This is a genomic window from Amycolatopsis tolypomycina (assembly GCF_900105945.1).
Taxonomy (GTDB): Bacteria; Actinomycetota; Actinomycetes; order Mycobacteriales; family Pseudonocardiaceae; genus Amycolatopsis; species Amycolatopsis tolypomycina.
On record NZ_FNSO01000004.1, the window covers coordinates 7,234,864 to 7,253,523 of the forward strand.

19 protein-coding genes and 3 pseudogenes are annotated in these 18,660 nt (G+C 69.2%); 8 read left to right on the forward strand and 14 right to left on the reverse strand.

The genetic code is table 11. The annotated features are described in order from the left end of the window. Positions 1-2: 2 nt before the first annotated feature. Positions 3-614 (reverse strand): GNAT family N-acetyltransferase, encoded by a 612-nt coding sequence (locus BLW76_RS42840; protein WP_091317955.1) that lies wholly within the window; start codon positions 612-614, stop codon positions 3-5. A 55-nt stretch (positions 615-669) separates the two neighbouring features. After that, positions 670-1,263, reverse strand: a complete 594-nt coding sequence (locus tag BLW76_RS42845; protein WP_091320577.1) for a hypothetical protein — start codon at positions 1,261-1,263, stop codon at positions 670-672. Between the two features lie 396 nt (positions 1,264-1,659). Between BLW76_RS42845 and BLW76_RS42850 the strand changes: the two genes are divergently transcribed. The 4 genes from BLW76_RS42850 (at position 1,660) to BLW76_RS48210 (ending at position 6,489) form a co-directional block, all read left to right on the forward strand. Next, the gene (locus tag BLW76_RS42850) at positions 1,660-2,379 is read left to right on the forward strand and encodes an ATP-dependent DNA ligase (protein ID WP_091317957.1); all 720 of its coding nucleotides are present in this window, start codon (positions 1,660-1,662) and stop codon (positions 2,377-2,379) included. Positions 2,380-2,570: 191 nt separating this feature from the next. Beyond that, entirely contained in the window at positions 2,571-3,641 is a 1,071-nt protein-coding gene (locus BLW76_RS42855) for a tyrosine-type recombinase/integrase (protein ID WP_244170587.1), read from the forward strand. Next, positions 3,638-3,970, forward strand: coding sequence for a helix-turn-helix domain-containing protein (locus BLW76_RS42860; RefSeq protein ID WP_208613494.1), 333 nt, complete (start codon positions 3,638-3,640; stop codon positions 3,968-3,970). Before BLW76_RS42855 ends, BLW76_RS42860 begins: the two co-directional genes overlap by 4 nt. After that, positions 3,967-6,489, forward strand: coding sequence for a hypothetical protein (locus tag BLW76_RS48210; RefSeq protein ID WP_143060794.1), 2,523 nt, complete (start codon positions 3,967-3,969; stop codon positions 6,487-6,489). The genes BLW76_RS42860 and BLW76_RS48210 overlap by 4 nt, the downstream gene beginning before the upstream one ends. A gap of 158 nt (positions 6,490-6,647) precedes the next feature. Here the strand turns inward: BLW76_RS48210 and BLW76_RS42870 are convergent, their stop codons facing one another. The 4 genes and pseudogenes from BLW76_RS42870 to BLW76_RS50880 form a co-directional block, all read right to left on the reverse strand. After that, on the reverse strand, positions 6,648-7,082 hold the full coding sequence (locus tag BLW76_RS42870; protein WP_091317961.1) for a hypothetical protein: 435 nt from the start codon (positions 7,080-7,082) through the stop codon (positions 6,648-6,650). Between the two features lie 65 nt (positions 7,083-7,147). After that, positions 7,148-7,906 (reverse strand): ATP-binding protein, encoded by a 759-nt coding sequence (locus BLW76_RS42875; protein ID WP_091317963.1) that lies wholly within the window; start codon positions 7,904-7,906, stop codon positions 7,148-7,150. 730 nt (positions 7,907-8,636) lie between these two features. Continuing rightward, a complete protein-coding gene (locus BLW76_RS42880; protein WP_091317966.1) occupies positions 8,637-10,163 on the reverse strand; it encodes a response regulator in 1,527 nt (508 codons plus the stop codon). A gap of 86 nt (positions 10,164-10,249) precedes the next feature. Beyond that, positions 10,250-10,408, reverse strand: a pseudogene (locus BLW76_RS50880) (PAS domain-containing protein); the annotation flags it as partial. Here BLW76_RS50880 and BLW76_RS42890 point away from each other — a divergent pair. Then, entirely contained in the window at positions 10,346-10,825 is a 480-nt protein-coding gene (locus tag BLW76_RS42890; protein ID WP_091317968.1) for a hypothetical protein, read from the forward strand. The pseudogene BLW76_RS50880 and the gene BLW76_RS42890 sit on opposite strands and share 63 nt — an antisense overlap. 282 nt (positions 10,826-11,107) lie before the next feature. Here BLW76_RS42890 and BLW76_RS49070 read toward each other — a convergent pair whose 3' ends face one another. From BLW76_RS49070 to BLW76_RS42915, 5 genes are all read right to left on the reverse strand, one after another. Next, positions 11,108-11,491 carry an MASE1 domain-containing protein gene (locus tag BLW76_RS49070; RefSeq protein WP_167384920.1) on the reverse strand — a complete coding sequence of 128 codons (384 nt, stop codon included), beginning with the start codon at positions 11,489-11,491 and terminating at the stop codon, positions 11,108-11,110. Between the two features lie 151 nt (positions 11,492-11,642). Next, entirely contained in the window at positions 11,643-12,638 is a 996-nt protein-coding gene (locus BLW76_RS42900; protein ID WP_091320584.1) for a tetratricopeptide repeat protein, read from the reverse strand. A 10-nt stretch (positions 12,639-12,648) separates the two neighbouring features. Beyond that, on the reverse strand, positions 12,649-12,870 hold the full coding sequence (locus tag BLW76_RS42905; protein WP_091317973.1) for a hypothetical protein: 222 nt from the start codon (positions 12,868-12,870) through the stop codon (positions 12,649-12,651). A gap of 436 nt (positions 12,871-13,306) precedes the next feature. Next, on the reverse strand, positions 13,307-13,699 hold the full coding sequence (locus BLW76_RS42910; protein WP_091317976.1) for a hypothetical protein: 393 nt from the start codon (positions 13,697-13,699) through the stop codon (positions 13,307-13,309). Positions 13,700-13,855: 156 nt separating this feature from the next. Beyond that, positions 13,856-14,110: a hypothetical protein gene (locus BLW76_RS42915; RefSeq protein WP_091317978.1), complete on the reverse strand. Its 255-nt coding sequence runs from the start codon at positions 14,108-14,110 to the stop codon at positions 13,856-13,858. A gap of 240 nt (positions 14,111-14,350) precedes the next feature. Here BLW76_RS42915 and BLW76_RS42920 point away from each other — a divergent pair, with 240 nt between their 5' ends. Beyond that, positions 14,351-14,977 (forward strand): hypothetical protein, encoded by a 627-nt coding sequence (locus tag BLW76_RS42920; protein ID WP_091317980.1) that lies wholly within the window; start codon positions 14,351-14,353, stop codon positions 14,975-14,977. 9 nt (positions 14,978-14,986) lie between these two features. On the opposite strand, the gene BLW76_RS42925 is transcribed toward BLW76_RS42920, so the two are convergent. The 3 genes and pseudogenes from BLW76_RS42925 to BLW76_RS42935 all read right to left on the reverse strand — a co-directional run. Then, positions 14,987-15,727 carry a GAF and ANTAR domain-containing protein gene (locus tag BLW76_RS42925; RefSeq protein WP_091317982.1) on the reverse strand — a complete coding sequence of 247 codons (741 nt, stop codon included), beginning with the start codon at positions 15,725-15,727 and terminating at the stop codon, positions 14,987-14,989. A 45-nt stretch (positions 15,728-15,772) separates the two neighbouring features. Continuing rightward, a complete protein-coding gene (locus BLW76_RS42930; RefSeq protein WP_091317984.1) occupies positions 15,773-16,495 on the reverse strand; it encodes a GAF and ANTAR domain-containing protein in 723 nt (240 codons plus the stop codon). A 127-nt stretch (positions 16,496-16,622) separates the two neighbouring features. After that, positions 16,623-16,943, reverse strand: a pseudogene (locus BLW76_RS42935) (fatty acid desaturase family protein); the annotation flags it as partial. A 90-nt stretch (positions 16,944-17,033) separates the two neighbouring features. On the opposite strand from BLW76_RS42935, the pseudogene BLW76_RS50730 reads away from it, so the two are divergent. Together BLW76_RS50730 and ligD are read left to right on the forward strand one after the other, a co-directional pair. Further along, a pseudogene (locus BLW76_RS50730) lies at positions 17,034-17,273 on the forward strand (hypothetical protein); the annotation flags it as partial. A gap of 72 nt (positions 17,274-17,345) precedes the next feature. Next, the gene (gene ligD / locus BLW76_RS42940; RefSeq protein WP_244170588.1) at positions 17,346-18,338 is read left to right on the forward strand and encodes a non-homologous end-joining DNA ligase; all 993 of its coding nucleotides are present in this window, start codon (positions 17,346-17,348) and stop codon (positions 18,336-18,338) included. Positions 18,339-18,660 lie beyond the last annotated feature (322 nt).

Below are 18,660 nucleotides of genomic sequence, written 5' to 3' on the forward strand. Positions count from 1 at the left end.
CTTCACCCGCCGCGATGACTGCACGGTGGACCATTGCGCCGCATGGCGATCCGGGCACGGAATGACTGCGCCACCGGACCGTCCGGTAGCGGCGCCGTCCACCTGAAGGACGGGGCACGGGCCACCGCGGCCGCCACCAGCGTGCGGCCGAAGCCGAGACGCCGATACTCAGCCGCTACGTGGACGTAGTCCAGAGTGGCGGTCCGGCAGCTCGCACACGGACTGGCGGTCACCACGCCGACCTCCGTGCGGTCAAGACGGAGTTCGATCCGACCGGCCAGCGTTCCCGCGGCCGGTGGATGGGCGACGAGAACGAGCCCGTCGCCCGGGTCCGCGTCGGGCGCGTGCTGAACCGTGACGTCGAGGTGCGCCCACTCGGCGAGGTGCCGAGCCGCCGGATCACAACCTTCCTGTGCGCGGCAGACCTCGCAAAGCGTGCCGTGCAGCCGGTAGCGATGGCTGTAGGGCTTGAGCTTGTCGTAGAGGTCCAGGTCGAGCCGGTGGCCACGTAGACAGACGATGAGCCTGCTGGTCGCCGGCCGGACCGGAATCAGCCCGCCGAACTCACCGCGCGCGCCCGATCGAACGGCTCCGCCGACGTGGTGGTCGATCATCGGTCACCTCGTGATTGCCCCGGCCAGTTCGAGCGCGACGACTGTGACCTGCGGATCATCCAGCGACCTCGGTCAGCCCGCGGCCGGCAGATACCTCGGCGGCGGCGACAGCTCCGCCGGGGCCTGGGAGCTGCAGCGCGACGGTGCGCTGCCGAGCCGCAGCACCGCGGCCACGGCTGGTCACGACGACCTCGCGGAACTCCAGGTGACCAAAGCCATCGTCGGTGAGACCGCGCCACCGACGGTTCGACACGCGCAGCTCGAGTTCGGCACTGGGCCACAAGCCCGCAGCAAGCAGGACAGCACCTCGATTGCGGACCCGTCCGGCGAGTCGACGAGCCAGCTGCGGCTGCATGCCGCGCGCGACGGACGGGCCGAGCACCACCAAGTCGAACCCGTCGATCAACGCCGAGAGCACCGCGGCGACCTCGGCACCTGGGTCGGGCACGAGCGCAAGCCGGTCGAGGTCGACGCCCAGCTCGGCGGCGGCCGCCACCCCCACATCAGGCATTCCGGTGATCGCTGCCCACGATCCTTCGCGGGTCGCCTCGGCGAGTAACGCCAGCACTAGGGCCGTCGAGCCTGCGACGGACATCGTGCTGCCTCGCCGCAACCCTCCCGGCACCAGCTTGGCCAGCGCTGGCGCCAGCGGGAGGGAGCCAGCGGAGGCCGAGGCGTCGATAGTCGGCTCGCCGAGCTGCGCGGCCGTGCGGACACCAGGAATCGCCGCAAGCCCGGCCACCGCTTCCGGCACCGCCACCGCGCACCTCCAGCACCACGAACACGCACCGGAGACGCCCACGAGGGGAAGCCGCGAGCGAACCCGAACTCATCGAACACTTGTTCGGATACTGCGAGACCCTGCACTATCTGTCAAGCCGAGCCGGTCAAGGTCACCCTGCAGTGATCGCACCTGCAGCGCTGAGCGCTCGTCCTCGTACCGGCTGCCACCGATCAGGGTGTTGACCAGCGCAAACACAGCAGGATTAGGCCAGCCGGGTTACCGTCAAAATCAGACAATGATGTCCCGCCGAGGGAGGCTGCCATGGCTGTGCGCGGCTCCTCCCGCGTGCCGGACTGGATCACCCCGATGCTGGCCAAGGCCGACGGCGGCCGGCTCCGGGAAGGCCCGGAATGGGCGTATGAGTACAAGCTGGACGGCTACCGAGCCTGCATGCAGATCGCCTCGGATGGCACCACCGTGCTCACCAGCCGCAATGGCATCGACTTCACCCACGAGTTCGCCGACCTCACCGGCGTCCTCACCCCCGCCCTCAACGGCCGGGCCGCGGTGCTCGACGGCGAGATCGTCGTCTACAACGACGCTGGCCAGATCGACTTCGGCCTGCTGCAGGAACGCCGCGGCCGCTACCAGACCCACCGCAGCTCACCCCGCCGCAACGAACCGTTCCAGGACGTCCCGGTCCGGTTCCTCGCCTTCGACCTGCTCCAACTCGGCACCAAGACGCTGCTGCACCAGCCCTACGAAGAGCGCCGTGGCCTGCTGGCGGAACTGACAATGCCGGACCCGTTCCGGGTCTCGGTCGTGCGGCAGTTCCCGTTCACCGAACTGGCCGCCGACCGCCGCACCCCGCAGGACCTGCTCGACCACGTCGCCGCCACCGGCCACGAAGGACTCGTGGCCAAGCTCCTGCGCGCCCCGTACGTGCCGGGCAAGCGGCCGGACTACTGGTGCAAGCACGCCCTCATCCAGACCACCGAGGTCATCATCTGCGGCTGGCGCCTCTGCGAGGAATTGCAGTGAATGCACGATAACCCGTCCAGCCTTCCCTCGACCTGCCACGACCGTAGCATCCGAGACTGACATGAGGGACCGCTATGACCTGCATCCTTGCCAAGGATCATGCGTCTGATGCATGATTCACCCATTCTGCGAGAGGGGTCGGAGTGCGACAGCCCGGCGGTGAGCCACCCGGATCGGCTCGGCTGGAGCTGGTGGACGGCGTTGTGCTCCTGCGGCCGGAAGACACGGTAGTCCAGGCGATGCTGCGCGGGTGGGAAGCCCAGCAGATCGGCGGCCGCGGGTTGCGGCCTTCTTCAGTGCGTGACCGGCTCGGCGTGGTGCGCCGATTTCTGACCTACACCAACGAGTTCCCCTGGTGTTGGACGCCGGCGTACCTGGACGAGTGGATGGTGGAACTGGTCAGTCATAGCGGGAGGGCCAAGTCCACGATCCGCAACTATCAAGACGCGGTACGGTCGTTCTGCAATTTCTTGATCCAACCCGAGTATCGCTGGGTGGCCGAGTGTGAGGCCCGGTTCGGCACACATCCGGCGCAGATCTGTTTCGAGTGGAACACGCTGGCACATCTGGCCGACTACGAGGGCAAGGCGGATCGCCGTCCGATGACGCGTGGGGAATTGCAACGGTTCTTCGACCATGCCGACGCTCAGGTCGAGTTAGCTGTGCGCCGCCGGCGCAAGGGTGCGCTGGCGGCGTATCGGGACGCGACGTTGTTCAAAGTGATGTACGCCTACGGGTTACGTGTCCGGGAGGCTACACGGCTTGACGTCACAGACTGGTACCGCAACCCGAAAGCACCCGAACTTGGACGGTATGGGAATCTCGAAGTGCGCTGGGGCAAGGCCTCTCGAGGCAGCCCACCACGGCGACGCACCGTGCACACGGTGATGCCGTGGATCGTCGAGGTCCTCGACGACTATCTGACGAATGTCCTGCCCCGATACGGTTTCCCGGAGCATCCCGCGTTGTGGTTGACCGAACGTGGAAGCCGGGTCCTGCCCCGCAGTATTGAGCAGCGGTTCGTCGACTACCGGATCGCACTGAAGCTTGACAGCGCACTGGTTCCGCACTGCCTCCGTCATTCGCATGTGACGCACCAGATCGAGGACGGCGTCGATCCGAAATTCGTCCAGGAACAGGTCGGTCACCGATACGCGTCGACGACCGCGATCTACACGGGAGTGAGCGGGGACTTCATGAACACCATGATGCGGAACGCTCTCGACAAGGCGTTCCAGCCGGACAGGGCGGAGCTTCGGTGACCGCGCGGCTAGATTACAAGTGGAACCTGCGTGAGTTGATGGCACGTCAAGGTATGTTCCAGACGACCCACCTGCGACCGCAGCTGGCTGAGCGAGGAATCGCTTTGTCCGACAGTCAGGTTTACCGACTGGTGGTGGACAAGCCGGAACGCCTGAGTGTGAAGACGTTGGTGGCCCTGATCGATATCCTCGGCTGCACGATGGAAGAACTCATCGAGCCCGTGGCCGCAGCGCAACCGCAGCGCAAGCGCGCAGCGGCGGCCGCAGACGGGGTGGGGGTCGGCGAGTTCCGCCCGAAGCGAGCCAAGATCGTCACTGACCGGGCATGACCGGCCGAGAAACGGAGCGGTATCTGGTCGACCCGCTCGGGGTGATCAGCGGGATCGTCGGCAATTTCGAACCCAGCCTGGAGCCGGCGACGATCGCGATGGTCACCGAGCAGGTTGCCCAGTCTCGTGCCGGCCGGCGGCAGCTGGCGAAAGCTATCGAGGATGACCCGTCACTGCTGACCTCCGGTCGCACCGCAGGAACACCTCTGATCGACCGCTTCATTCGCGCGCTCCGTGCGTCCGGCGCGGTAGTCGTAGTGCAGCCGGTCTGTGCGAGTTGCGGCAAACCGGCGCAGCGGATGGCCCAGCACGACGAGGATGGGCTGCGGATCTGCGTCACGTGCTACAACCGCGCGAAGGGCACGTTCGCGCCGCGACCGTGCGCGATGTGCCACCGTGTAGTGAGGCCGTCCAGCTACGACCGGCAGGGGCGGCCGCGCTGCAACCTGTGCCCGCCAGACCCCGGCGTCGACCACGTTGAGATGATCTGCGAATTGGTCAATGCGGTCGACCCGGTAGCGGACCGTACGCAACTGCGAGAACTCATCATTCGAACAGTGCGGCAGGCGGCTCAGCGTCGACGGGTTGCTTGGGACGTCGAGGATCGGCCGGAACTTTTGACCGGTGCCGCCGCGTCAGGAACCCTTGTCGTCCGGCGGCTCGTGGCCGCGCTGGTCGACCACGGTGTCGAAGGGGTGGTGGCTCCGCAGTGTCCGTTCTGCGGCAAGACCAAGCAGGTCATCTCGTGGCGGGAGGGGCTGCCCTGTTGTCTATCTTGCTACCAGAAAGCGCGTGCGAAGCCGTGCGGGCGTTGCGGCAAGGTGCGAACGATCTCGACGCGTACACCGCAGGGGCGGCCGATGTGTGCGGAGTGCGCACGACAGGAACCCTGTAACCAGGAACGGTGCTCGGTGTGTGGACTGCTGGCGGCCATCGTCTCGCACCGAGACGGCGTGCCGATCTGCGTCGGCTGCTGGCAGATGCCGTCGGCGGTCTGCTCGATTTGCGGCGAGACCAAACCTTGCCAGGGCGTCGGCACGGCGGCGCCGCGATGCGTGAACTGCTACCGGCGTTCCCGGACCGCTGTCTGCGCCCGCTGCGCGGCGGTGCACCCGATAGGCGGACGTGATGCCGAGGGAAGACCGTTGTGCGCCCCCTGCGCGCGGCGACGGGAGCCGTGCTGCCGGTGCGGACGCGTCCGACCTGTCGACGGACGCGTTGACGACGGTCCTGTCTGCTGGACCTGCATCAAGGCCGAGCCCGCCTACTTTCGAGCCTGCCGGGGGTGCGGCACAGTCACGCGGCTGCACCGCCACGGCCTTTGCGAGGCTTGTGCGGCCACGGACCTGCTCGCCGCAGCTCTGGCTGGGAGGGACGGCTCAGTCCGCGCCGAGCTGAATTCGGTGCGACATGCTCTCGCCACGAGTCGCCCCTCGACCCTCCTGAACTGGCTTTATCGGCCCACGACATCGGCGATGTTGGGCCAGCTTGCTGCCGGAGACGGCCCCGTCACGCACGAGACGCTCGACAAGCTGACGCCGGCAGGGCCCGCGCGCTATCTGCGGGAAGTTCTGATCGCGCAGAAGGTGCTGCCAGACAACGATCGGCACCTGCGCGCGCTACAACGCTGGTTCGACCTGAGGCTTGCCACGGTCGACGATCCAGAGGACCAACGCCTGCTGCGCGGATATCTGACCTGGACTCATCTGCGCCGGCTGCGACGCCTCGGCAACCCGGCGACTCCCGGCTCGACAAACAGCATCAAGAACGAGATCACGAGTGCGATCGGCCTGATCGAGTGGTTACACGCTCGCGGTCGGAAGCTCCGTGCCTGTACCCAGGCCGATCTGGACGCATGGTGCATGCTCGGAGGCCGAACGCCCCGCCGCGCCCGCAGTTTCGTCGCTTGGTGCGTCGCACGAGGAGTCACTGGGTCCGCGGCCATCGCTGCCCCTGCCGCGGCGGCACGCCCCCGCGTGTTCGCAGACGAGGATCGTCGCTGGCGCACCGCCCGCCAGCTACTGCACGACGACACCATTGCCACCATCGACCGCGTCGCCGGCTTGCTGGTTCTGCTCTACGGTCAGGCTGTGTCCAGAATCGTTCGCCTGACGATCAACGATGTCTTGCGCGCCGACGGCGCAGTCCAGCTGAGGCTTGGCCGTCAGCCACTAATGGTGCCTGAACCACTGGATACGTTGCTGCTCGGTCTCGTCGGAACCCGTCGTGGCAAAGCTGCACTCGGCCACACTGACGATCACCGATGGTTATTCCCTGGAGGTTTACCCGGGCAAGCACTGCACCCTCTGACCTTGGCCAGACGGCTGCGCGACGTGGGCATCCCCAGCCGGGGCAGCCGCAACACCGCCATGATCGAACTCGCCGCCACGCTGCCGGCGAAAATCCTGTCCGAACTGCTCGGAATATCAACCGACTCTGCGACTCGCTGGGCTGCGCTCGCAGGCACCGATGGCAACGGCTATGCCGCCGAACTGGTTCGGTGCGCCACCGACTCGTGACGCCGCGACTTGCTCAGCAGACACCCCACCATCGAGGAACGTTGCTCGCCCACACCAGCGTGCTCGACTACGCCGGCTTGAGGCCGACTCCGCTCCCGCCCAGGAGCCCCGGCTGATCGAGCGGGCTCGTTCCTGACCGACTCGCCCTGCTACTCGCGTCATGTGGTCCTGCAGGAACGCGCAGGCGAGCTCCAGCGCGTCATCGGTACGGGGGACCTTCTGCTGGGCCCATCGGCGAGCCGGGACCTGCTGGTGGCGTTCGGCAGCCTCGACGTCACCATGGACGCGACAAACCGATCGACGCCCTCGCACTGGAACACCCGTAGGTGCGATCCCTGCCGGGTGACCAGGGTGAGCGGGATCCCGGGCCAGTTCCCGATCCGCCGGGCGACCAGGGGCAACACCGCTGTGGGGGACAGCTCGCCGATCATCAACCCGTCGACGTCGGCGATCAGTCCGGGCGGTCCGTCGGCCACCCTCAGCGGGCCATCCCGCAGGAAGCCGTAGCCGGCGAGGTCGAGCTGCCCGGTGGCGGTCACCAGTGCGCTGGCGAGCCGCGGCGAGAAGACCAGGGTGATGCCGCGGTCGATCACGAGGTGGGTCCGGCGGTCCTCGCCGCTTCGAGCTGTCGGTTCCCGGGGTACTGGCGCCCCGGCCGTTACTCGGCGATATCGCGGTGTCGAGTCCGTCGCGGCAACAAGACCGCCCAGACGACCTTGCCACCGGCCCAGGACCGGCGACATCCCCAGGCACGCGTGGTCTGGGCGACCAGCCGGAGTCCGAGACCGTCCTTCGTAGGCAGCTCGAGCAACACGGCCTCGCGTGGGTCGTCGTCGGCCACCGAAATGATGAACGTGTCCCGGCGCAGCTCCAACCGCAGCCGCGGGTGCGAAGCGGTGTGCCGGATCGTGTTCTCCACCAGCTCGGTCGCGATCACGCGGGCGTCGTCGATGTACTCCGGCGCATTCCACTGCTCGCAGACCCGGTCGACGAACGCCCGGGCGACCGCCGAAGCGTCCGGCGAGGCGGCCAGCAACTGCAGCGCTCTCCGACGAGGAGGACGGTCACGGGCCTGCTCGGCCGCGGGGACGTCGGCGTGGATCGGCACGAACCAGTCCGCTGCTTGCCTCGCCATCCGCGCCACGTGGTCCGGGTGCTCGGTCACCACCGCGAAAGGGATCCTCGGCCAGTCCGCGATCCGCACCGCGATCGCGGTGAACACCGACATCAGGGTGATGTCGTCGATGTCGAGGCCCCGGATGTCGGCGATCACGCTCACCGGCGCGTCCGTGGCCAGCTCGAGCACACCGTCACGCAGGTCCGCGTAGGTGGTCGCAGTCAAAGCGCCGGTCAAGGTCGCTACGGTCGACTCCGCCCGGTGGTCAGGCACCAGGTGCAGGCCGTTTTCACTGGTCATGAACTCGCTTCGATCTCCGAGGACGGCAGGTAGCATCCGCCGGGCCGGGACACTGCGCAACAGGACCGGTTCCCGGTCTTCCGCAGCAGTTGACCGAACGAGGCATACATCCGTAATCCCCGGACGGGCGCAAAAGGCCGGACGACAGGGACACGGTGGTAGCGCTGCCCGCGGTCGAGTCCCGTGGCACCGGTTCCCCCGGTCGTCGCGACGATCACCAGATCCTCCGCCGATAGCTGACCACTTCTGGTCGTACCGCCGGGGCTGGAGCGGGACGCGTGACGCTGACGGCGCGAAGGCCGGCGCAGCCGATTCTGACAGTGTAGTTCGGAGGGCACGGGAGAACGGAGTCACTGCTCTCGTGGCTGCCGGTTGTGCTCGACGCCTGCCGAAACGGCGGCATGCCGCGCCGCGACCGAAGCTGAACAGGGCGGGCCGGCGCGACGAGGGGGGAGCGTACGCACCGGCCCGCGCACACCACCGTAAAGGGGGCGGCTCTGCTCGCCGTGCCGTCGAACAACCTCATTTCGCTCGGCGTCCGGAACGCAACCGGCGCACGGTGGACGCGACCCCACACCGCGCACGCCCTGCAGCCCGGACACCGCGGTCAAGGAGAGGAGAGCGCCGTCATACCCGGCGGCGAGGTAGCGCGACGCAGTGCTCACGTCCGGTCGTAAACCGAAACCGCGCGCAGGCGCTGGTCATCACCCTGTTCCGCCGGCAGGCGCGATCAGTCGATGAACCGCGGCAGGGACACGACGAAGGTGGTGCCGGCGGGGCCGGTGCCGGCTAGGGTGACGTCTCCGCCGTGTTCCCGCGCGATCTCCCGGCAGATGTATAGCCCCAGTCCGAGGCCCGCTTGGGGTCCGAAGCGCGCGAACTTGCCGAAGAGCCGGTCTCGGTACTGCGGACCGATGCCGGGGCCGTGATCGGTGATGGCGATGTCGATCGTCTCGTCGCTCTCGGTGACGGTGATGCCGATGGGGTGCCGCGGAGGCTGAACTTGACCGCGTTGGAGATCAGGTTGGTGAGCACCTGCCGGATGCGGAGCGGGTCGAGGCCGGTGATGATTCCCGAGGGGATGTCGGCCGAGACCGGGTGGTTTCCGGTCGGCTCGCCCAGTTCGGCGAGCACGGCGTGGAGGAGGTTGGCGAGGTCGGTGGGTTCGAGGACCAGGTCCAGTTCTCCTTCGCCCAGCCGGTGGACGCCATCCTGGAGCAGCTCGAAGATGCCGGACGCCGCAGCGATCGGGGTACGCAGTGGCCAACTTGCGCAGTGAACCACCTTTCTCGACGAATGCGTCCGCTCCCGCCGCGAGGGCCTGCTCGGCCGCCTGGTCCCGGCCGGACCCGGACAAGACGATGACTTTGGTGTCCGGCGAAGCCTGCCGGATCCGCGGGAGAGCTTGCAGTCCGTCCAGCACGGGCATCGCCAGGTCGAGCAGCAGTACGTCCGGGCGGCATTCGGTGACGACGCGGACCGCCTCCGCCCCGTCGGCGGCCTCGCCGACAACGTCCACACCGGACAGTGATTCGGCGAAGGCCCGCAGGGCCAGGCTGATTTCCGTGCTGTCGTCGGCCAGCACGAGGCCGATCCGGGGGAGAGCGCCGCCCCGGCGCGGGCGCGCCACCACCGTCTCGTACTCGCCGGCGGAATCCAGCGTGGCCGGGGATTCCCGGACGAGCTCGCCCGCGGAGATCGCGACGCCGTCGCCGAGCAGGTTCTGCATCATGTCCCGGGCCGCGCCGAGGGTGCTGCGCAACGCGCGGAGGGCACTCGGCCGGCTACCGCGTTCCAGCGCGTACATCGCAGTGGTCAGCCCCTGCACCACGGTGTCGTTGATTTCGAGTGCGTGGCGGCGACGCAACCGCGCGTCCCGCAGCTCCCGGGCCGCGAGTTCGGCTCGTCGGCGTTCGGTGACGTCCCGTACCACCGCGGCGACCAGGGTTCCTCCGTAGCTGGGCCCGGCCATCGTCAGCGGGCGCAGGGCGATGTCCGCCGGGAGCTCGGTGCCGTCCTTGCGGCGGCCGACCAGGTCCAGGCCGACGCCCATCGGCCGAGCCTGCGGCGCCGCCATGAAGGCTTCGCGGTGGCGTTCGTGCGAGCTGCGGGAATGTTCGGCCAGCAGGATCTCGACGGGTCGGCCGGACAGTTCGTGCTCGGGGTAGCGGAACAGCTCCTCGGTGCGGTCGTTGACGAGCGCGATGTTGCCGGCGCGGTCCACCCCGACGATGGCGTCGGTGACCGACGCCAGCATGGTCCGGGTCTTTCCTCGCTTTTACGCAGGGCCTCCTCGGCGAGCTTGGTCGCCGTGATGTCCTGCACGGTGCCGATCATCGTCACCGGCTTCCCGCGTTCGTCGACGGTGACGCTGTCCTCCCGCCGCAGCCAGTGCACGCCGCCGTCGGGCCACACCACCCGGAAGTCCGATGTCACGGGGTGACGGTCGCGCAGGACTTCGACGTTCGACGCCAGCGCCGACCCTCGATCGTCGGGGTGGATCCGGTCGAGGAAGGTCCCGTAGCCGGCCTCGTCCGATCGGGGCGCCAGGCCGTAGAGCCGCTACAGCTCGGCGCTGGCGATGACCTTGCCCGTAGCCAGGTCGCGTTCCCAGCTGCGTTCCAGCCGCCGCACGGCACCGGCGAGTTCGGCTGTGCGCTCCCGGACCCGTGTTTCCAGGGCGGCCCCGGCCTGCTCGGCTGCCCGGAATGCGGAGCGTTTTCGGCAGCGGCGGCGGTGAGCAGGAGCACGGTCAACGCCGCCGACCAGGTGAACGCCAGGAGGGTCAGCATCTGCTGGAGTAGGCCGATCGCCGCCCCGACGGAGACGAGCAGCATGCCCGGGGCCGCGATCGTGATCCCGAACCGCCACGCGCACCACACCAGCAGCGGAAACGGCAGAATCAGCGCCGGGACCTGACCGGTCGCGGCGCCCAGGGCAGCCACGACGATCGCGACCAGGAGCCCGATGGCCTCGGCCCATCTTCGTGCCCCCCGAGAACGGTCACGCGCGCTGGCGCAGTGCGAAGCCGGCCAACAGGACCGGCGCCACCACCAGAACGCCCATGCTGTCGCCCGCCCCACCAGACCAACGCGGTCGACCAGAAGTGCCCGCCTTCGATCGCGCCGGACACGACCAGCGTGCCGCTGCCGATGACGGCGCTGACCAGCGTGTTCCCGATCGCGCCCAGCACGATCAAGCTCAGGGCGTCCCGGAGCCGGTCGAGCTGCGGCCGGAACTTACTCCGGTCAACAAGGTCCACGCCAAGACGGGCGCGAGGGTGTTGCCCACGGTGATACCCACGACCGCGGCGGCGCCCGGTCTGAGCGAGGCGTTGACGGCCGCGGCGCCGAGCAGGATCCCCGGCACGGCCGGGCGGCCGAAGAACAGCAGGCTCACGACGGCGATCCCGGTCGGCGGCCACCACGGCGTGACCTGGTCACGAACCGGCGCCGGCGACAAGCCGAGCCGGCCGCCGAGGTAGTAACCCGAAGCCACGACGACGAGGATCGCGATCCACCGGGCGGTCGTGCGGGCCGGCATCGTCGCTCCCGCCTCGTGTGCGGGGCTCTCGGGCTCGGCCATGACCTGGCTCTCTGCGTGGACCGCACCGGCTTGCGGTCGGCGGCCGCGCCGAGCAGCCGTTCGAGCATAACCACACCACGTGGGCGGCGGCTGTTCCGCCGCCGAAGTCGAGCCGTTCGCGCTCCGAAAAGCCGAATCGGTGCGGCAGGCGTTACGGTTCGAGGACCTCGGGGTGGGCGACCTCGTCGGAGCCGGCCACTCCGCGCAGCTGATCGATCCGGTCGAGGATCTCGCGGGCATCCGCGTTGCCGGGATGCCGGGCGGCGGCCGCGGCGAGCGGGGACATCCGTTGCTTGGTCCGCTCCGACCGCAGTTGCGTGGCAACCTCGATCGCCGCCTCGGCGATCCGGGCCGCCCGGGTGAGATCTCCGGCGAGCGCAAGCCCGGTCGCGAGCCAGATCTGCGTCAGTGACCGGCTTCGCGTCATCTCCGGCCCGTACCCGTCTACGGCGGAGGTGAGCGAGTCGATCGCCGAGCCGTTGTAGCGGACGTCGACGCTGCGGGCCAGTTCGACGTGCACGGTCCCGATCATCGCCGTCAGGTCGTTCGCGCCGAAGAACGCCGACCACGGTGGCGCCGGAACCGTTTCGGCCGCGAACTCATCCCTCGCCCTGTGGAGCGACGCCAGCGCCTCGGCCGCGTTGCCCTGCTTCGCCTGTGCCCAGGCCAGATTGGCCGATAGAATCGCCCCGGCGAGTGTGGGGTCGATGCGGTCGGCCGCGGCCCGTCCGTGATCGAACTGGTTGACCGCCTCCTCGACGGCGTCGTAGTGCAGGTACAGCCGGCCGATCCGGTAGCGGACATTGGCGACCAGGTCGTCGTTGCCGGCGATCTGCGCCAGCTCCAACGCCCGTCCGAACGCTGCGAGCGCCACCCCCGGCCGGCCTTTGTCGAAACTCGCCCAGCCGGACAGGTTGTGCAGATCGGCGACCGCGGTACACAGCAGAGGCGCCACTTTTTCCGGCACCACACCGAACAACATCAGCTCCGCGTAGGGCAGCAGCAGCTGCACGGCGTCGTGGCACGCTCCGCCGCCGTGCCGGTAGTCCAGCGCCCGGAACTCCCGGGTGACGGCTTCGAGCCTGCCGACGTCGGCCGAGCCGATCCGGAGGCCGCGCGGATGTTCCGCTGGTGGCGGGATGGCCATGGCCGCCTGCTCACTCTCCGCCGGGCGCGGCCGCCGCGCGGCCCGGCGGGACGTCCGCGCCGCCGAGTACACCGGCCGCCGACAGCACGACCCCGGTGGCGGCTTCCGCGATCTTGGTGGCGGCGAGGAAACCGGTCAGGACCAGCGCGCCGCCCAGCCCGGGCTCGCAGCTGCGGTCGCCCGGCCGTACCCGGTGGCCCGGCCCGGGGAGCCGCTGTTCCTCGGCGCTCACGCCGTGCTCTTCCCCGGATGGCCGCCGAACGCCGGCGTCTGGAGTCGCCGGACCACGCGGGCGCACGTCGTCGCCCACCGTCGGACCGGCGCCTCTCGATGATCCTTGCCCTGCGTCGGCACGACTTGCAGGCGCACGCCCATGATGTGGCCTCCCGGATCTTCCCAAGGGGTGCGTCGCCGGGGTCCGGGGCGAGTCACGGCTTCACTGAGAGATTAGCGAGCTTGCACAGATCGTAACTCCGCTGAACGGTCCTAAACTGGAAACCGTTGCGTCGTAACGTTTACTTGCCGCGACCCGCGTTCGCACATGCAGGCTGTGGAAGCGGTGGGGCTCGACCGGATCAGGCTCTGGGGTGCCGCGGCTTTCAGAGGCCCCGCCGTGCTCACCCCTCGAGCTGCGGTCCACGCAGCAGATTGAGCGCGACGGAGGCTCCTCACCTCGACGGGTCGTCGCCGGAGCCACGGTCGGGCGGTTCCACGACCACCACGCCATCCTCGTCTTCGTCGTCCGCAGCTCCCGTGGCAACGGGTTCGCCCGGTGGCCGGGCGTCGATGATGTCCGTGGCCCGCACGAGTTTCAGCGGCGTGCCCGAAACCGCGCAGAAGGGCCGGACCGGCACCCAAGTCGTGCCGGTGTGCTCGGCCCGCAGACTGGGGCCCGCGACGGTGCCGATCCGGTCCTGCCTCGCCCGCGGTGAGGCGAAGCCGAGCGCCGTTCCCTCCCGGCGACCGCGGTATCGGACCTGCCAGCCTTTCGGGTAGCCGCCGCCGTGCCTGGTCGGCCACGTCCGGTCCGCGCCGGATTCGCTGCCCTCGGCCATGCCCATGTCGCCACCCCGCTCACTCGAAGGTCGGTTCGAGCGCCGGGGTCCGGGGCGTGACGTCCAGCGTAACCCGGCCTGGACGTGCCGTCCTCAGCCAGGCGGGTGGTCTGCACACGAGCGTCCTTTGAGGACGGTTCGGCCGACGGTGGGATGAGCCCGTCAACTGGGGCGCTGCCGGGGCTCGATGCCGATGATGTCCCGGTCCGGCACCCAGACCGGGGGCGCGCCGGGGACGGCTCCGGCAGAGGCGAGCGGGATCAGCTCGAGGCCGGTGCGGGAGTCCCGCACCGGAGGGCCGAGGACCACTCCGACCGCGCAGCCGCCGAACGGCGGACCGGGCGTCCGGCGGCTGCGGTAGGTGAGGACCCAGCCCACCGGATAGTCGTCGTACAGATCGTCCAGCGGTGACGGCATGGCACATCCCGGGTTCGGTCGGCGGTTGACGGGCACGTCGCCGGGGTCCGGGGCGGTGGCCCAGCGTACGCGGCGATCTCGGCGGGCCGGCAGGGCCGACCGGGCGATCCCGTCGGCGGCTGTTGCCGTTGCGGGCGGGCGGATAGAGTCAGGCCGACGCCCCAGACCCCGGCGGTCACGATCTCCGACGGCGGTGCGGGACGGACGGCCCGGCACACGCCCCGAACGCTGAGGCGAACCATGCTCGCACGCACGGCCTGGGCCACGGCCGCCCTCCTCGTCGGCGTCTTCGCGCCGCTCGGCGTGCTGGGCACATCGCCCGGCGGGCTAGCCGGGCTGGGCATGCTGGGGCTGACGATCGGTGCCCTCGTCACCGCGGTCAGCCCACCGGTCCGGCACGGAATGCCGGCCCGGACGCGGACAGCCGCTCTGCGGGCGGGCGCGCTCGCCGCGGCGATCTTCTTCGCGCTGTTCTTCACCGTCTCCGGGATGCTGGCGACGTTGAGTGGCGCGCTCACGGCGGCCCTAGTGGTCGTGTTCGCCGCCCTGGCGCTGGTGGCCGACCTGCGGCGAAGCGACCACCGTTCCAGGCCCCGCACGAACGACGTCGTCGCCGCGGTCATCTCGCCCCCGCCGGCCAGGCCGGTCACCGAGCTGAGCCTCGATGAACTGTGCACGTCGTGGCGGCGCAGCTACTTCCAGCTGCTCGTCTCCCGGGATGCATCAGCCCGCCGTCACCTTGTCCAACGCCGGCAGGACTACCTCGACGAAATCGAACGCCGCGACCGCAGCGGCTTCCTGCGCTGGCTCGGCAGCGGCGCCCGGCCCGGCGGCGATCCGGGACCATACCTCACACCTCGGAGCTGACCCCGGCGGTCACGGGTTGCGACGCCGCGGGGCCAGTACAACTGCCGGGTCGAGGGTCCGCTCCGCGAGTCCGCGGGCGACCTCGCCGAGCAGGACGTTGTGGCTGCGAGCGTAGCTGCGCAACGCGACGAAGGCGTCATCCATACCGAGCTGGCCGGTCACGGCCAGGACACCCTTCGCCTGCTCGATGGTCACCCGGCTGTTCAGGGCGGTCTGCAACTGCTCGGACATCATCTCCTCATGCCGGATCGCCCGCTCCTGGAGAATGCCGATTGTCGCCGTATCAGCCAGCCCCTGCGCCAGGTCGATGTCGTCGGCCCCGAGTTCACCAGGCAGGGTGCCGAACAGGTTCAGCGCGCCGATGGTCTGCTTGCGCAGCCTCATCGGCATCGAATGCACCGACGCGAAACCCTGCCGCGCGGCCTCCGCCGCGAACCGCGGCCACCGCGCGCCCTCCGCCGTGATGTCGGCGACCAGGACCGGGGCCCGGCTCGAGAAGCACTCCACGCACGGGCCCTCGTCGATGCCGAGCTGGAAGAGCTCGAGCAGACGAGCCTGCTCGGTCGAGGACGCGAGCACCTGCAGGCTGCCGCGTTCATCGGCCAGCGTCAGACCCGCCGCAGCGACGTCGAGCAGCTCCACGCAACGCCGCACCAGCGTGTGCAGCAGGTCGGCGACGTCGAAGTTGTCCACGAGGGTGTCGGCCAACGCGACGAACGTCCGGGTCACCTGTCGTTCACGGTCGGCCATACCCACCATCTCCTCGTTGCTCGTCTGAAGTCTTCATGGTGGTCCTCACCAGGGCTCCTGGTCCAATTCGAGCCGGCCGGCGACGATGTCGGCGGCGACGTCCCGCAACGCGCGGCCGTGCCCGAACGCATAGGCGCGCATCCGGGCCAACGCCTCCCCGGCCGGCAGGTCCAGCTGCGCGATCAACATCCCGGTGGCCTGGTGCACCTCTCGGTGCCGCATCCCGGCCCCCTCCATCCACTGCCCATTCCCGTCAAGCCACCGGTCCCCGTCGAGCAGGCCGCTCAGCGCCAGCGCGGCGAGGTCCGCCACCTGCAGGGCGGTGGAGAGCTCGTCGTCGGTCAGCGAGCCCGGAGTGCCCCGGTAGGTGTCCAAGGTCGCCACGCGCACCACCCCGATCTGCACCGGGAAGGTGAACAACGCCGCCACCGGGTACTCGGCGGCCTGCGCGGCGAACACCGGCCAGCCGAGCGGGAGCCCGGCGGCCAGATCGGGGACCAGCACCGGGCTCCCGTGGGAATAGGACTCGAAACACGGTCCTTCCCCGAGGGAGAACTGCAGCTCGGCCAGGGCGGCGCTCACCGCATTGCTGGTGTAGACGACCTCCCGGCGTCCGGCGTCCGCCATCACCGACACCGCAGCGCCGTCCACCGGGAGCAGCCGGACGCACGCGCGGCACACCCGGCCGACGATCTCGACCCCCCTGCCGGTCTGACCGCCGGCGAGCGCGGCCAGCACGCTCGCCCGCAGGACGTCGAGTTCAGCCACGAACCGCTCGCCACCGCATACCGGGCTCCTCCGAGTCGGTGTCACACCACACCGACTCGGAAAAGACAAGGTCCGGATCAGCTCCGCCACCGCGGGTGCGCTCCCGGCAATGTACCGCGCGTGGCCGCTACGTCGCCCAGGGCACAGCGAGGCGGAAGATCTTCCAGACGACCGAGTCGAGCTGACGGGACAGGGACTCCGTGTTGTACGGCAGGTGGTACCGCTCGCAGATTTCGCGTACTTCCGCGGCGATCTGCGGGTAGCGGCGCGAGGGCAGGCCCGGGAACAGGTGGTGCTCGATCTGGTGGCTGAGATTTCCCGACAGCAAATGAAACAACGAGCTCCCGGTGATGTTCGCCGAGCCGAGCATCTGTCGCAGGTACCACTGCCCGCGGGGTTGGTCTTTGCCTTCCTCCTGGGTGAACACCTCGGTGCCATCGGGCAAGTGACTCCACGCGCCGACTGCTAACCGGCCTACCTAGCCAGTCGCGCGAGCGCCGTCAGGACTCTGATCACCTCGGGAGACCCGAGCACTACTTTGGTCCCCAAGCGGTCGACTATTCGACGAGTTCTCATATTTCGGCCTACCAGCACCTGGCCAGAACAGGCTCTCCGGCAGTCTCGGCGGACTGCTGCTCGGCGGGCACGACCCCGGCACCGGCGACCTGGTCTACATCGGCGACGTCGGCACCCCTTCGCGGTCACACCGCCGAGGGAGGACACCGCCCGCGCGCACTGGGTCAAGCCGGAGCTGGTCGGTGAGGTCGTCTACCGGCAGTTCACCCGCGGCGCCGGCCGGCCGCGCCACACCGCCTGGCGCGGCCTGCGCCACGACCGCGCCCCCACCGAGGTGCTCGCCCCACGCGCCCGCGAACGCGTCGCCGCCGAAACCGCGCCCACCCCGAGCACGCCAGCCGCGCCGACACCGCCGTTGGGCAAGAAAGTCACAGTACAGGCCGGGAAACGGCGACTCACACTGTCCAATCTGGACAAGCCGCTGTATCCGGATGGCTTCACCAAGGGCGAGGTCATCAACTACTACTCCCGCGTCGCCGAGGTCCTGCTGCCTCATATCGCCGACCGGCCGGTGACGTTCATCCGGTTCCCAGACGGTGTCGGCGGGCAGCAGTTCTTCGAAAAGAACGTCCCCAACGGCGCCCCGAGCTGGCTGCCCACGGTCCGGCTGCCCAGCACCGGCAGCCGCTCCGGCCGCGGCGAAGGCGAAATCGAATACGCCCTCCTCGACGAACTCGCCGCCCTGGTGTGGGCGGCGAACATGGCCGCCCTCGAACTCCACGTCCCCCAGTGGCAGGTCGACGCCGGCGCCCACCGGCTGCCGGCGGATCTGCTCGTGTTCGACCTCGACCCCGGCCCTGGCACGTCGATCGTGCAGTGCTGCCGGGTCGCCGAGCGGCTACGCGATCTTCTGCTCGACGATGGGCTGACCCCGTTCGCGAAGACGTCTGGGTCGAAGGGGATGCAACTCTACGCCGCCATCGACACCGGCGACCCCGCCGCACCGTCCGCCTACGCCAAGAAGCTGGCGCAGCGGCTGGCCCGGGAAACACCCGACTCGGTCACCGCTGTGATGGCGAAGAATCAGCGCACCAATCGCGTGTTCATCGACTGGTCCCAGAACAATCCGGCCAAAACCACGATCGCGCCGTACTCCCTGCGCGGCCGCGACCACCCGACCGTGTCCACGCCGATCACCTGGGACGAAGTGGAAGCGTGCCGGCACGCCAGCCGGCGGGTGTTCACCGCCGACGACGTCCTCGACCGCGTCGATGACCACGGCGACCTGCTGCTCAACCTGCCCGAGAAGCGCGCACCCTTGCCGTGACCTGCGCAGACCTCGTCTTGCCGCGCCGCAGACGGGTACTCGCCGATCACCTCCTCAACGCATAGGCGCATAGGCGCATAGGCGCATAGGCGCATAGGCGCCAGCTTGACGCCGCGGTCGATGGCAAGGAGCCGACGAACGCCGAAGCATCCAAGCCCGTCTCGCCGAGCTGCGCGGCCGTGCGGCTCAGTGCAACCAGAAAGTAACAAACAAATCGATCGACACCGCCAACTTACGCTAAATAGTTTTGCCAGCATGAAGCAACGTAACAGATTCCTTGATCGGGCCGACCCCTTGCAACGCGGCGAAAAATGAAGGAGAA